Here is a 14,566-nt window from a genome sequence, read left to right as displayed (position 1 = left end):
TACTAGTCTATCACTTTTCAAAAAATTGTCAACTATTTTTTGTACTTTTTTAAAAGAAAAAACGAACCAGCTTGACTGATTCGTTTTCTTACATCTAACTCCTACTTCCGATACATTTTAAACTGTAGGAAGAGATCGCTATATTTTCCTGTCCATTTATGGTCAAATTTCTCATAAACTTCTAGGTGTTTCATGGTTTCAGCATCTGGATAGAAGGCTTTATCTTCTTTTTTCTCCTCTGGGAGTAATTCCTTAGCTGGTAGGTTTGGTGTTGAATATCCGACATACTCCGCATTTTTGAGAGCATTTTCGGGTTTTAACATAAAGTTGATAAAGTCATAGGCTGCATCTTGGTTTTTGACTGTTTTGGGAATGACCATATTGTCGAACCAAAGGTTGCTGGCCTCGGTTGGAACCACATAGCGTAGATTTTCATTTTTTTCCAGCATTTGGCTGGCTTCACCAGAGAAGGTCACGCCGATAGCAGCATTGTTCTGAATCATGTAACCCTTCATCTCGTCCGCCACAATAGCCTTGATATTTGGAGTCAACTTGTAGAGCTTGTCCACTGTCTCTTCCAACTGATGGGTATCCTTGGAGTTGAGGCTGTAGCCTAGCGAATTGAGTCCTAGTCCCAGTACCTCACGCGCCCCATCAAAGAGCATGATAGAATTCTTATACTCTGGCTTCCAGAGGTCATCCCAATGCTCAGGCGCTTCAACGACCATGGTTTCATTGTAGACAATTCCCAAGGTTCCCCAGAAATAAGGAATGGAGAATTTATTGCCTGGGTCAAAGGACTGGTTGAGGAACTCTGGTCCGATATTTTCGATTCCTTCAAGTTTTGAATAATCAAGCGGAACTAAGAGGTCTTCGTCCTTCATCTTGTTAATCATGTATTCACTAGGAATGGCAATATCGTAGGTCGTTCCACCCTGCTTAATCTTGGTATACATGGCTTCGTTGGAGTCAAAGGTCTCGTACTGGACTTGGATTCCTGTTTCTTCTGTGAATTGCTCCAAGAGTTCTGGATCGATATAGTCACCCCAGTTGTAGATAACCAATTTTTGACTATCTCTGCTATTGATTTTACTGTCTAGATGAGTCGCAATTCCCCACAAGACCAGAATAATGGCTACAATTCCTGCTAAAAATGAATAGAGTTTTTTCATGCTTGCTCCTCCTTCTCACGTGAGATAAAGTAATATCCAACAACTAGGATAATACTAAAGAGAAAGACGAGGGCAGACAGGGCATTGATTTCTAGCGAAATCCCCTTACGAGCACGAGAGTAAATCTCGACCGAGAGGGTTGAAAAGCCATTTCCCGTTACAAAAAAGGTCACAGCAAAGTCATCTAGCGAATAGGTGAAGGCCATGAAATAACCTGCAATGATAGACGGAGTCAGGTAAGGAAGCATGATTTCCTTGAACATCTGAAATTGACTGGCACCAAGGTCATAGGCCGCATGAATCATATCGCCATTCATTTCCTTGAGACGAGGCAAGACCATTAAGACCACGATAGGAATCGAGAAGGCCACGTGACTAGATAGAACAGTCAAAAAGCCAAGTGAAAACTTGAGTTGGGTAAAGAGAATCAAGAAGCTGGCACCAATCATAACATCAGGCGCAACCATGAGGATATTATTGAGTGATAGAAAGGCTTCTTGGTATTTCTTACGAGACTGGTAGATATAAATAGCTCCAAAAGTCCCGATAATGGTCGCTATCAAAGCTGATAAAAAGGCCAAGAAAAAGGTCTGAGTCACAATCAACATGAGACGACCATCACCAAACATGGTTTTAAAATGGCTCAAGCTAAAGCCTGTAAAGCTATTCATGTCGTTTCCTGCATTAAAGGCGTAACCAATCAAGTAAAAAATCGGCAGGTAGAGGACAAGAAAGACCAATCCCAGATAAAGGTTGGCAAATTTTTTCATCGTTCTCTCCTTTCCTTGGTCACCCACATGGTGATGAACATGGTCAGAATGAGAATCACACCGATGGTTGAACCCATACCATAGTTGTCATTTGTCAGGAAGTTCTGCTCAATGGCTGTCCCCAGTGTAATAACGCGGTTCCCACCAATCAAACGGGTCAGCATGAAGAGACTCAAGCTAGGAATAAAGACAGACTGAACTCCACTTCTCACACCGTTCATCGATAGAGGAAAGATGACATGTCGGAAAGTCTCCCACTTGGTCGCACCAAGGTCGTAACTAGCATTGATGAGATTGTTATCCATATCGTCCAAGACATTGAAAATCGGCAAAATCATAAAGGGAAGCTCGATGTAGCTTGCGACAAAGATAAAGGAGAAATCGGTAAAGAGCAATTGCTGTGAACCGATTCCGATAAATTCCAAGAATTGGTTAATAGAGCCATTCTGACCAAAAATTCCGATAAAGGCATAGGCTTTAAGGAGCAAATTGATCCAAGTAGGCAGGATAATCAGCATGAGCCAGAGTTGACGGTGCTTGAGACGGGTCAAAAAGAGGGCTGTAGGATAGCTGATAAGGAGGGTTACAAAGGTCACAATTCCTGCATAAAGCACTGAGTTAAAACTCATTTTTAGATAGGTCAAGTTTTGTGACGCAAAGTAAGATTTATAGTTTTCTAAACTAAACTGGCCTTCGATGTTGAAAAAGGATTGACCGAAAATCAAGACCAAGGGTGCTAACACAAAGAGGGTAATCCAAAGCATGTAGGGCACTACAAAGAGTTTAGAGCTTGTTTTCTTCATCTCTTTCCTCCTCGATTGCATTGATTAGACCTGCTTCTTGCTCTTCGATTTCCACATACTCCTCGATACGAGCATCGAACTCTTCTTCGGTTTCGTTGAGACGCATGATATGGATATCCTCTGGTTCAAAGTCCAGACCGATTTCCTCACCCACGATGGCCTTACGAGTTGAGTGGATCATCCATTCATTTCCGAGTTCGTCATAGGCGATGATTTCATAGTGAACCCCACGAAAGAGCTGGGTATCAACCTTAACTTGGAGTTTGCCTTCTTCAGGAAGGGTAATGCGTAAGTCCTCTGGACGAATCACGACTTCAACAGGCTCATTTGGTTTCATCCCACCATCGACCGCTTCAAAGCGTTTGCCGTTAAACTCAACCAAGTAGTCCTCAATCATGGTTCCTGGCAAGATGTTTGACTCGCCGATAAAGGTGGCAACAAAGTGATTGATTGGCTCATCGTAGATATCTACTGGTGTTCCAGACTGGACAATCTCGCCATCATTCATGACAAAAATCCAGTCACTCATGGCCAGTGCTTCTTCCTGATCGTGAGTGACAAAGACAAAGGTAATGCCCAATCGTTGTTGCAGTTCACGCAGTTCGTACTGCATGTCTGTTCTTAATTTCAAGTCCAGAGCTGATAAAGGCTCATCCAGCAAGACCACACGGGGTTGGTTGATGATAGCACGGGCAATAGCCACACGCTGGCGTTGTCCTCCAGAGAGTTTACGGATGGAACGTTTTTCGTACCCTTCCAACTGAACCATCTTGAGAACTTCCGCTACGCGTTTCTCGATTTCTTTCTTGTCAATCTTGCGCAAGCGGAGTGGAAAAGCAACATTTTCAAACACATTCATATGTGGAAACAAGGCATAGGATTGGAAGACCGTATGGACGTCACGCTTGTTGGTTGGGATGTCATTGATGCGGACACCGTCCAGCAAAATATCTCCTGTCGTCGCATCTAGCAAACCTGCAATGATGTTTAGGATAGTTGATTTCCCTGAACCAGATGCGCCTAGAAGAGTATAGAACTTCCCTTCTTCCAACTCAAAGTTGATATCTTTGAGAACCTTGGTGTTGCTGTCTTCAAAAACTTTCGAGACGTTTTTGAATTCAATAATTGGTTTTTTCAATTGTCATTTATTCCTTCTTTTTCATAGATTAACAGATCAGGGCTCTGTCAGGCCGCTACTACCTCGTGTAGGAGACTGAACTGCCTACATTCTTCTGCACTGACGATAGGCTTTCACCCCCTTTCCATGATATAGCAGCAGCTTTTCAACTACAGCTTTCTACTTGCTTTCCCCTAAAATACGGACTTCCCTCTCAAGGGTAACACCGGAGTGTTCCTTGACTTTTTCGATAACAGACTCAATCAAGTCCTCGTAGTCTTTAGCCGTTCCGTCTGCGACATTGATCATAAATCCTGCGTGCTTTTCAGACACTTCTACGCCACCGATACGATAGCCTTTCAAGCCAGCTTCTGAAATTAATTGACCTGCAAAATGCCCTACTGGACGCTTAAAGACCGAACCACAAGATGGGTATTCTAAAGGTTGTTTAAGTTCACGTAGATGCGTCAAACGTTCCATTTCTTGCTTGATGACCTGATGAGTTCCTGGAGCTAGAGCAAATTTAGCTGACAAGACAACTGCACCAGATTCCTGAATGGCTGAATGGCGATACCCGAAAGCCAAGTCCTGGGCAGACAGGGTCTCGATTTCTCCATCCTTGGTCAAGACCTTACAAGACTGTAAGATATGGGAAATCTCGCCACCATAGGCACCCGCATTCATAAAGACAGCACCACCGACACTTCCAGGAATACCACAAGCAAACTCAAAGCCAGTCAAACTATGACGAAGGGCAATGCGAGTTGTTTCAATCAGGTTAGCACCAGCTTCAGCTTCAATGGTATAGCCATCAACGGAAACATTATTGAGCTTGTCACACAAGATGACAAATCCACGAATCCCACCATCACGAACGATGATGTTGCTAGCATTTCCAAGAACCATCCAAGGGATATCTGCTTGATTGGCAAATTTGACAACGCGAGCCAACTCAAAATGATTTCGTGGAAAGACCAGATAATCAGCCTCTCCACCTACTTTTGTATAACTATAGCTATGCAAGGGTTCCTTGAAACGGATATCAATCCCTTCTAAGATTTCAAGCATGTTTTCTTTTACTGACATGACACTCTTCCTTTTACAAAATTCATTCCATTATACCATTTTTAAGACCATTTGACGACCCTAAAAAAATCTTGGGCTTATTTTAAACAAAAAAAGAGGTTTCCCCCTTTTTCTTATGATTTTTTGCAAAAGATTGCCTTTGTTCCATAGGCAACCAGGATCAGTTCAACTAGTAGAATAACTTCAACCAAGACTGGACTTGTAATCCATCCTACTTGAGCTAGAGATGGTGCCATGTCAAAGAAGGCATGTAGTCCATAGGCCGCTAGGAGATAAATCCATTTCTTCTGGCGAACAGCTTGGTAAACCCAAACTGTCAAAAGCAATTGGAATCCTAGCGCCAAGATTCTCTCAAAACCAAGCAAATAAATCTGCCAGACTGATAGCGACTGAATAGTTTTCAACATATTTTCAGACAGCAATTGCATAACTTGTGGATTTTGCGTTTGAACTGCTGAGAGAACGATGTAGAGATTAATCAAACTAGTAAGACCTAGGAAAATCAACTCCAAACCACCATGCCCCAATCCATAAGCCAAGGCATCTGCCTTTTCCAAACTTCTCTTTTTCTCCAACCATTTGAAGAAAATAAGACGAGCAGTTTCCTCAAAAAATGCTGCCATGACTAGGCCATAGATGATATAGAGAAGTGGATGATCCTGCAAGAGGGCAATACTACCGTCTTTTTGAGGATGCAAAACTAAGATATGCACCAGTTTTTCTAAAATCTGTGAAGAGACAAAGAAAGCAACAGCTCCCAAGCCCAAGACAGCTAGATTAATCTGGTATTTCTTTTTGGCATACCAAATGCTTCCTAGCAAGATAACCAGCAACAGCACCATGGTAATGATAATATGAATGGTCATTTTCTTCTCCTATTCCGCCTTTTCAATATCTTTTTTCATCTCGTCAACATTGAACTTAGCAAACAAGTATTGACGATCTTGGACTGGGAAACGTTGGTCCAACTGATCAACAGCTCCCACCTCGATAATGCCTTCCTTGATGACAAAGTCCATAACATGCCCACCGAAGGTCAAGTCATCTGATATAAAGTGTAGATGATAGCCTGCCACACTGACCCCATGAAAAATCTCTGGCGTCCAGAAACCAACGATGTTCCCTGCCACATTGTCGCGACTATATTCAGGTTGATGGGTTGCGACATCAGCAAACTTGGTATCTGGTGTCGACTTGGGAATCATGCGCACATGCATATGTGAAAATTCCCCACGAATCTTGATAGAGCGGAAAAGATTTTCCCCATCATAATAAGACTCGATTCGCTCTTCCAATTCCTTATCTGTCATCTCAAAGCGCTGGCGGAAAATGACCTCTGCCTGATGCGGTACTACTGCTGCATAAGGAATAAGGGCATCTGGTGACACTTCCACAATCTCTGGTTGGTCTCCTGATCCTTTGGCCTGATAAGCCTTGCCATCCAAGACAATCAATTCCCCATCAATAGAGTCCAAGGTTCCCAAACCAAGGTCACCATGCTCTAGCAATTCTCCTACTGTCATAGTACCACCATAGAGGCCGGCCATCAAGGCTCCTAGGGTATTGTATTGAAATAATTTCACTGGTTCCTGCACGTTCTTATCCATTCACTTTCTTGTCTGTTATTCTATAAATGTTACTCCTAAGTATACCACATTTAGCTTTATATGTGAACGAGAGAAACACTCTATACATTGCCAAGAAGGAAAAAAAAGGGTACAATGTAACAAAATCAAGGGAGGTCTGGAATGAAGAAACAAAGCAAGTACCAAGAGGTTATTTCCTATCTGAAAAATGGTATCGAGTCTGGACGCTTTCCAACGGGAAGTCGCCTGCCTTCTATCCGTCAACTGAGCCTTGACTTCCACTGTAGCAAGGACACTATTCAACGCGCCCTACTGGAATTACGGCACGAACAATACCTCTATGCCAAGCCCCAGAGTGGCTACTATGTCCTAGAACAAGGGCAACACCAGGATCTAGAAATCGAGGTTCCCGATGAACACGCCAGTGCCTATGACGATTTCCGACTCTGTGTCAATGAAACCTTGATTGGCCGAGAAAACTACCTTTTTAACTACTATGACAACCAAGAAGGTTTAGAAGACTTAAGACAATCAATTCATAAACTCCTCTTTGACCAAGCTCTCTACTGCAAAGCTGATCAACTTGTACTGACTTCTGGAACCCAACAAGCCCTTTTTATCCTCTCTCAAATTTCCTTTCCTAGCCAAGCTAAGGAAATCTTGGTGGAACAGCCGACCTACCATCGAATGAATCGCCTCTTGATTGCTCAGGGTCTGGACTATCAAACGATCGAACGAGGCATTGATGGGATTGACTTGGAAGAACTGGAAGGCCACTTCAAAACAGGTAAAATTAAATTTTTCTATACCATTCCTCGTTTTCACTATCCTCTGGGGCATTCCTATTCAGAGCAGGACAAACGGGCTATTCTTGACTTAGCTGCCAAGTATGGAGTCTATATCGTAGAGGACGACTATCTGGGGGATTTGGACTCTAAAAAGGGCCAGACCTTCCACTATCTAGATACAGAGGAGCGCGTCATTTATATCAAGTCCTTCTCAACCAGCCTCTTTCCAGCCCTGCGGATAACAGCACTCATCCTTCCAAATACTATCAAGGAAGCATTTGTGGTCTACAAAAATATCCTAGACTACGATAGCAACCTCATTATGCAAAAGGCCCTGTCACTCTATATTGACAGTCAATTATTTGAGAAAAATCGGCTAGCTCGCTTATCCAATCAGGAAGCTTACCAAAAACAAATCGAGGAAAGACTAGCTAACACTCCTTGTCCCCTTCCTCATTTTCCCCTACACGATGGTTTATTACTAGACCTGAGACAGTATTCTAAAATCGCTAGTCTCAAACACAGCCAACTGGGCTTAGACTTCTTTGAAGAGGCTTACTTGGATGCCTGCCCTTATCAATTTGCCAAGGTGTCCTTAGACAATCTGGAAAAGGTTTTAAACTATTTAAAAGCAGAATTGGAATGACTTCCAACTCTGCTTTTTTCTTATTGTTCAACTTCTGTTAAGGTTGCCGCTTTTTCAAGATATTTTTGGTAGGTACCGTCATCCTTGAGTTTTTGGATGACCTTGTCCACCACTTCTTTCAAATCAGCACTATTTTTTCTAAGGGCAACTGCATTAGCTTCGCCGTCCTTCATCTTCAAGCTGACAGTTGCGACAGCTAGGTCTGCATTTTTAGCGGCATAGCTAAGGGCAACAGGCTCATCCATGTGAACAGCATCTACTTTTCCAGCCTGTAATTCATTAACAGCTTCACCCATATTAGTTAGAGAAGTCAGCTGAGCTTTTGGCAATTGTTCCTTGACCATAGACTCTGGAACAGTCCCTTTTTGGGCTGCAATATTAGCACTTTCAAGGCTAGTTAAATCCTTGTATTTTTCTACATCAGACTTACGAACCAAGAAACTAATCTTGTTTTCATAGTAAGGGATTGAAAAATCAAAGACTTCTTTTCTCTCATCAGTAGCGCTAATTCCTGCAACCGCTAGGTCAGCCTTCCCAGTTTGAAGACTGGTCAAGACATTGTCAAAACTCATGCTTGAAATTTCCAACTTCACCCCAAGTTCATCTGCGATAGCTTGGGCCATGTCAATATCCGCACCGACTACCTGATTTTTCCCGTCAACTAAAGACTGAAATTCAAAAGGTGCATAGTCAGGACTAGTCGCCACAACTAATTTCCCCTTTTGCTTAATGGCCTCAACAGCTGACTGAGACTCATTAGAACCCGACTGACAAGCTACTAAGAAGAAACTTGCAAGAAAACTACATAAAACAAATATCCATTTTTTTGATTTCATAAATAAACAACCTCTCTGTTAATTTTGTATAATTATAACGCTATCCAAGTTGCTTGTCAAGTATTTTTCTTACATTTTCATAAAATATATTTACTAAAAAATAGAAATACAGTGGTTAGTTTATCTATCTATTGGGAACTTATTTTCAAAAAAATCATTTATCATATCTTGATGCTGCTGGTTTACAATTGCAATATTTTGTATGTCACTATGATCAAAAAATCCTAATTCTAAAGTTTCATCACTTGTAAAAAAATTTGTAGAGATAGAAGTTTCAGATGAAACTAAATACAAGATTGTAAGAACTTGAGCCTCATCACCATTCGGATAACTGTCTGAATATTTTGTATAAACATTTAAGAGTTTTTCCACCCTCACTTCGACTCCTGTTTCTTCATAAAACTCTCGCACTAAAGCTTCTAAAGCCGATTCTCCTAATTCAAGAGCACCACCTGGTAATCCCCACGTTCCTTTATCTGCTCGTTTTTGTAATAAAATTTTTCCTGATTGACTTAATATTCCACAGGTAAAATTTAAAATAATTTTATCTTTTCCAACTTTTTTTCTGATATTCTGTATGTAGTTCATTATTCACCTCTGACAAAGTAAACTATCTATACAATGAAAGCTTACTGTATTAAAAAGTAAGCTTTCACAATAATTTTATCCTTTGAATACTTTATAGTTCGACAATCTTACCTGTTTCAAAGTAAACAACCCATTCACAGATATTTTTGGCATAGTCTCCAATACGTTCCAAGAAGGCAATCACTTGGAAGTAATCACGACCTGTAACAATGGCATCAGGATTTTTTTTGATTTCTTCTGTAGCCAAGTCACGAATACTATCAAAGTAATGGTTGATTTTTTCATCCATTGCTGCTACTTCATAGGCCTGGTCTACTGAACCATTCAGATAGAGTTCTAGGGCTGCTTCAACGAAGTTCTTGACATCGCGACCCATTCTCTTGATTTCTTCTTCAACAGCTGGGATACGTTGCTCCCCCTTCATACGAATGGCTGCTCTTGCAATGGAAACGGCATGGTCACCCATACGTTCCAAGTCAGATACAGCCTTCAAGACTGTCAAAACAGTACGCAAGTCTTGAGAAACCGGTTGTTGAAGGGCAATCATTTCAAATGATTTCTTCTCCAATTTCACTTCGTATTCGTTCACTTCTGCATCGTCTTCGATGACTTCTTTGGCCAAATCACGGTCATGCGTAACAAAGGCACGCACTGTCCGATTGATTTGGGATAGCACTTCTTGTCCCATAGCATAGAACTGGTTGTGCAATTTCTCTAAATCTTCCTCAAATTGAGAACGTAACATCATTTATCTCCTTATCCAAATTTTCCTGAAATATAATCTTCTGTTTCCTTGTGTTGTGGGTTGAGGAACATCTTCTTGGTATCGTTAAACTCGATCAGATCTCCATCTAGGAAAAATCCTGTCTTGTCAGAAATACGAGAGGCTTGTTGCATGGAACGCGTAACCAAGAGCATGGTGTATTTATCTTTTAAACCATACAAGGTTTCCTCAATCTTACCAGCCGAGATAGGGTCCAGAGCTGAAGTCGGTTCATCCAAGAGAATGATTTTAGGACTGGTTGCCAAGACACGAGCAACACAGACACGTTGTTGTTGTCCACCTGAAAGCCCGATAGCTGAATCATGCAGGCGATCCTTGACCTCATCCCAGATAGAAGCTCGTTGCAAGGCTTTTTCTACTGCTTCATCCAGAACCTGCTTATCCTTAACTCCATTGATACGAAGCCCGTAAACAACATTTTCGTAGATAGACATAGGGAAAGGGTTCGGTTGTTGAAAGACCATACCGATTTCCTTCCGCAATTCAACTGTATCTGTACGCGGGCTGTAAATGTTGTGGCCGTTATAAACCACTGAACCAGTTGTGGTTACCTCTGGATTAAGATCCCCCATGCGGTTGATAGCCTTTAGGAGGGTTGATTTCCCTGATCCAGATGGACCGATCAAGGCTGTAATTTCCTTGGGTTGGAAAGATAGGGAAACACTATTCAAGGCCTTTTTTTGATTGTAGTAAACGGACAGGTCTGACACCTGTAAAATCGCTTCTGTCATACTGTTTCCTTTCTATCCAAAGTGTCCTGTTACGTAGTCATTGGTTGACTGTAGTTTGGCATTTTGGAAAATATTAGAGGTCTTATCGTACTCGATCAAGTCACCCAAGTAGAAAAATCCTGTGTAGTCACTAGCACGCGCAGCCTGCTGCATACTGTGGGTCACGATGATGATGGTAAAGTCCTTCTTCAATTCCAACATGGTTTCTTCCAGCTGGGCTGTCGCAATCGGATCCAAGGCTGATGCCGGTTCATCCATCAAAAGGATATCTGGTTTAACAGAGATAGCACGAGCGATACAGAGACGTTGCTGCTGACCACCTGATAGTGTCAAGGCCGACTTGTGCAAATCGTCCTTGACCTGGTCCCAAAGGGCAGCCTGACGGAGAGAGGTTTCCACAATTTCATCCAAGACTTGCTTGTCCTTAACTCCTGCACGTTCATGGGCAAAAGTGATGTTACGGTAGATAGACTTGGCAAAGGGATTTGGTCGTTGGAAGACCATCCCGATGTGTTTACGCATTTCATAAACGTTGATTTCTGGACGGTTGACATCAATCCCTTGATAGAGAATTTGACCTGTTACCTTAGCAATATCAATGGTATCATTCATGCGATTGAGACTGCGGAGGTAGGTTGATTTTCCTGAACCAGAAGGGCCAATTAAGGCCGTAATTTTATTTTTTTCAAATTGCATATCGATGCCCTTGATGGATTCATTTTTACCGTAGTAAACATGTAAATCCTTAGTAGAGAGGGCCACTTTCTCTTCAGGAAAGGTGATGATATGCTTTTCATCCCAATTATATTTTGACATGGCTTCTCCTTTAGGCAGCGGTTAATTTCTTATGTAGGTAGCTTCCGAGTTTGCGGGCTCCAAAGTTAAAAATGAGGATAAAGATGAGGAGCACAGCTGCAGAACCTGCTGATACGATTGTGCCATCAGGAATGGTTCCTTCACTATTGACTTTCCAGATGTGGACAGCCAAGGTTTCTGCTTGACGGAAGATAGAGATTGGGCTAGTTACACTGAGAATATTCCAGTTAGACCAGTCAAGAGCTGGAGCGGATTGTCCTGCAGTATAGATCAAAGCAGCCGCCTCACCAAAAATACGACCAGAAGCTAAGACGACCCCAGTCACAATACCTGGAAGAGCTTCTGGAATGACCACATGGACCACTGTCTCCCAACGAGAAATCCCAAGGGCCAAACCAGCCTCACGTTGCGTATGGTGAACGTGTTTCAAGCTGTCCTCAACATTTCGAGTCATCTGAGGCAAGTTAAAGACTGTCAAGGCCAAGGCACCTGAAATAATTGAAAATCCATACTCAAACTGAACTACAAAGATCAAGTAACCAAAGAGACCCACAACCACTGATGGCAGTGAAGACAAGATTTCAATACAGGTTCTGACAAAATTGGTCACAGGACCTTTTTTAGCATATTCAGCTAGGAAAATCCCAGCCCCCATAGACAAGGGAACAGAGATAATCAAGGTAATAACCAAAAGGAAGAAGGAATTATAGAGCTGAATTCCAATCCCTCCGCCTGCTTGGTAAGAAGATGATTTGCCAGTCAAGAAAGACCAAGAGATGTGGGGCAAACCACGAACCAAGATATAAAGAATCAAGGATGCCAAGATGGCAACGATAATTCCTGCAATTGAGTAGAGGACAGCTGTTGCAATTTTATCTAATTTCTTAGCGTGCATAGTTTTTCTTTCCTCTTTCTTTCGTAATCAATTTAATCACACTGTTGAAGGCCAAACTCATCAAAAGCAAGACTAAGGCCAGTGACCAGAGAACGTTATTGTCAACGGTTCCCATAACAGTATTTCCGATACCCATGGTCAAAACAGAGGTCAAGGTCGCAGCAGGTGTTGTTAGTGAAGTTGGGACTACGGCTGAGTTTCCGACCACCATCTGAATGGCTAGAGCTTCACCAAAGGCACGCGCCATCCCAAAGACCACCGCAGTAAAAATCCCTGAACGCGCCGCCTTCAAGGTCACGCGCCAGATGGTTTGCCAGCGAGTGGCTCCCATAGCCAAACTAGCTTCACGGTAGTGACGAGGCACCGCACGCAAACTATCGGTTGTCATAAAGGTTACCGTCGGTAAAATCATGACAAAGAGAACGAAAATCCCTGACAAGATCCCAAAACCAGTTCCACCAAAGACACTACGGACAAAAGGAACTACGACCTGCAAACCAATAAATCCATAGACGACTGAAGGAATCCCGACTAGCAATTCAATGGCTGGTTGCAAGATTCTAGCACCTTTTGGTGAGACCTCGGTCATAAAGACAGCTGCACCAATGGCAAAAGGAGTTGCGATAAGGGCTGATAGGATTGTGACAATAAAGGAACCCAAAATCATGGGAAGGGCACCAAATTGTTTACCTGAAGGATTCCAAGTTTGTCCAAAGAGAAAATCAAAGATGTTGACCCCATTGACAAAGAAGGTCGACAAGCCTTTTTGGGCTACGAAAATCAAAATCATGGCCACAATGATGACAATCAAAGACAGGCAGGCAAAGGTCAAGCCTTTTCCTAATTTCTCTAGACGATAGTTCTTTGAGGGAGAAAGTAATTTTTTAGCTAATTCTTCTTGATTCATTATTGACTCCCTTCTAGTGCTGTCACCGTTCCTACAGCATCTTTTTCAACCTTCATTTCCTTAACAGAAATATAGCCCATCCCCTTAACGATTCCGCTTTGCGCTTCATCAGAGAGGACAAAGTTGAGGAATTCTGCCACCAATTCGTTTGGCTGACCTAGGGTGTACATGTGTTCATAAGACCACAAAGGCCAGTTATTGCTTGTAACATTTTCTGCAATCGGCTCATAGCCATTCAACTTCATACGTTTCACTGAGTCATCCACATAGGCAAAGGCTAGATAAGAAATGGCTCCTGGTGTCTGGGAAACAATGTTTTTAACCATCCCATTTGAATCCTGTTCTTGACTCTGCACGGCAGATTGACCATCCATGATAACACTATCAAAGGTTGCACGTGAACCCGAACTTGCCGCACGATTGATAATGGAAATGGCTAGGTCTTTCCCACCGACTTCTTTCCAGTTGGTCACTTGACCTGTGAAGATGCTACGGAGTTGTTCAGTTGTCAGATTTTCAACATCAACTTCCTTGTTTACAATGACTGCCAAGCCCGCTACAGCAACCTTATGGTCCACTAGAGCGGATGCGTTGATACCGTCTTTTTCCTCGGCAAATACGTCTGAATTTCCTACATCAACGGCTCCAGACTGAACCTGAGACAAACCTGTACCAGATCCTCCACCTTGGACGTTGACTGTTTTTCCAACGTGCATAGAGCCAAATTCATCTGCTGCTGCTTCGACCAAAGGCTGAAGAGCCGTTGAGCCAACAGCTGTCATGGATTCCCCACGATCAATCCAGCTAGCACATCCCGCCAAAGAACCTGCTAGCAAAAGAGCCGCAAGGGATAGAGCGAGTTTTTTCCTTTTTTTCACTGTTTTTCTCCTTGAAAATAATGGTGAATGCTGTGAATTTTTTCAACTATTTATTTATGTTTTTCTTTTTTAAAATTGAGAGCAAACTGAAGTTGATAGCTTAATTTTACTAGAAATTTGCTCAGTTGCCGTCTCCACCAATTTTGACTTAAAATGAAAGACA

At 42.3% G+C, this 14,566-nt stretch carries 16 protein-coding genes; 1 reads left to right on the top strand and 15 read right to left on the bottom strand.

Annotation, left to right across the window (positions count from 1 at the left end; all coding sequences use genetic code 11):
• Positions 1-101: 101 nt before the first annotated feature.
• The 7 genes from QM409_RS05865 to budA all read right to left on the bottom strand — a co-directional run bounded on the left by QM409_RS05865 (position 102) and on the right by budA (position 6,555).
• Complete coding sequence (locus tag QM409_RS05865; protein WP_414305290.1) at positions 102-1,172, bottom strand: ABC transporter substrate-binding protein; 1,071 nt, start codon at positions 1,170-1,172, stop codon at positions 102-104.
• The gene (locus QM409_RS05860; RefSeq protein WP_000712740.1) at positions 1,169-1,942 is read right to left on the bottom strand and encodes an ABC transporter permease; all 774 of its coding nucleotides are present in this window, start codon (positions 1,940-1,942) and stop codon (positions 1,169-1,171) included. Before QM409_RS05860 ends, QM409_RS05865 begins: the two co-directional genes overlap by 4 nt.
• The gene (locus QM409_RS05855; protein ID WP_020900247.1) at positions 1,939-2,745 is read right to left on the bottom strand and encodes an ABC transporter permease; all 807 of its coding nucleotides are present in this window, start codon (positions 2,743-2,745) and stop codon (positions 1,939-1,941) included. Before QM409_RS05855 ends, QM409_RS05860 begins: the two co-directional genes overlap by 4 nt.
• Positions 2,726-3,883: an ABC transporter ATP-binding protein gene (locus QM409_RS05850; protein WP_000742895.1), complete on the bottom strand. Its 1,158-nt coding sequence runs from the start codon at positions 3,881-3,883 to the stop codon at positions 2,726-2,728. Before QM409_RS05850 ends, QM409_RS05855 begins: the two co-directional genes overlap by 20 nt.
• 159 nt (positions 3,884-4,042) lie before the next feature.
• The gene (gene murB, locus QM409_RS05845; protein WP_414305291.1) at positions 4,043-4,948 is read right to left on the bottom strand and encodes a UDP-N-acetylmuramate dehydrogenase; all 906 of its coding nucleotides are present in this window, start codon (positions 4,946-4,948) and stop codon (positions 4,043-4,045) included.
• 113 nt (positions 4,949-5,061) lie between these two features.
• The gene (locus tag QM409_RS05840) at positions 5,062-5,814 is read right to left on the bottom strand and encodes a YhfC family intramembrane metalloprotease (RefSeq protein ID WP_000152244.1); all 753 of its coding nucleotides are present in this window, start codon (positions 5,812-5,814) and stop codon (positions 5,062-5,064) included.
• 9 nt (positions 5,815-5,823) lie between these two features.
• Complete coding sequence (gene budA, locus QM409_RS05835; protein ID WP_261011842.1) at positions 5,824-6,555, bottom strand: acetolactate decarboxylase; 732 nt, start codon at positions 6,553-6,555, stop codon at positions 5,824-5,826.
• Positions 6,556-6,696: 141 nt separating this feature from the next.
• Here budA and QM409_RS05830 point away from each other — a divergent pair, with 141 nt between their 5' ends.
• Positions 6,697-7,968 carry a PLP-dependent aminotransferase family protein gene (locus QM409_RS05830; RefSeq protein WP_261011841.1) on the top strand — a complete coding sequence of 424 codons (1,272 nt, stop codon included), beginning with the start codon at positions 6,697-6,699 and terminating at the stop codon, positions 7,966-7,968.
• Between the two features lie 20 nt (positions 7,969-7,988).
• On the opposite strand, the gene QM409_RS05825 is transcribed toward QM409_RS05830, so the two are convergent.
• The 8 genes from QM409_RS05825 to QM409_RS05790 all read right to left on the bottom strand — a co-directional run bounded on the left by QM409_RS05825 (position 7,989) and on the right by QM409_RS05790 (position 14,403).
• Positions 7,989-8,804, bottom strand: a complete 816-nt coding sequence (locus QM409_RS05825; protein WP_414305292.1) for an ABC transporter substrate-binding protein — start codon at positions 8,802-8,804, stop codon at positions 7,989-7,991.
• A gap of 120 nt (positions 8,805-8,924) precedes the next feature.
• Positions 8,925-9,392: an NUDIX hydrolase gene (locus QM409_RS05820; RefSeq protein ID WP_001106783.1), complete on the bottom strand. Its 468-nt coding sequence runs from the start codon at positions 9,390-9,392 to the stop codon at positions 8,925-8,927.
• A gap of 91 nt (positions 9,393-9,483) precedes the next feature.
• Positions 9,484-10,137: a phosphate signaling complex protein PhoU gene (gene phoU / locus QM409_RS05815; protein ID WP_000946460.1), complete on the bottom strand. Its 654-nt coding sequence runs from the start codon at positions 10,135-10,137 to the stop codon at positions 9,484-9,486.
• An 11-nt stretch (positions 10,138-10,148) separates the two neighbouring features.
• Entirely contained in the window at positions 10,149-10,907 is a 759-nt protein-coding gene (pstB, locus tag QM409_RS05810) for a phosphate ABC transporter ATP-binding protein PstB (RefSeq protein ID WP_000133484.1), read from the bottom strand.
• Positions 10,908-10,919: 12 nt separating this feature from the next.
• Positions 10,920-11,723 carry a phosphate ABC transporter ATP-binding protein PstB gene (gene pstB, locus QM409_RS05805; RefSeq protein ID WP_000049848.1) on the bottom strand — a complete coding sequence of 268 codons (804 nt, stop codon included), beginning with the start codon at positions 11,721-11,723 and terminating at the stop codon, positions 10,920-10,922.
• 10 nt (positions 11,724-11,733) lie between these two features.
• Positions 11,734-12,618: a phosphate ABC transporter permease PstA gene (gene pstA, locus QM409_RS05800; protein ID WP_000543046.1), complete on the bottom strand. Its 885-nt coding sequence runs from the start codon at positions 12,616-12,618 to the stop codon at positions 11,734-11,736.
• A complete protein-coding gene (gene pstC / locus QM409_RS05795; RefSeq protein ID WP_414305293.1) occupies positions 12,608-13,525 on the bottom strand; it encodes a phosphate ABC transporter permease subunit PstC in 918 nt (305 codons plus the stop codon). The genes pstA and pstC overlap by 11 nt, the downstream gene beginning before the upstream one ends.
• Positions 13,525-14,403, bottom strand: a complete 879-nt coding sequence (locus QM409_RS05790) for a phosphate ABC transporter substrate-binding protein PstS family protein (protein WP_125393046.1) — start codon at positions 14,401-14,403, stop codon at positions 13,525-13,527. The genes pstC and QM409_RS05790 overlap by 1 nt, the downstream gene beginning before the upstream one ends.
• Positions 14,404-14,566 lie beyond the last annotated feature (163 nt).

The sequence above is a fragment of the Streptococcus mitis genome, from assembly GCF_047465045.1.
Taxonomy (GTDB): domain Bacteria; phylum Bacillota; class Bacilli; order Lactobacillales; family Streptococcaceae; genus Streptococcus; species Streptococcus mitis_DT.
This window is presented reverse-complemented; position numbering and strand designations above follow the sequence as displayed.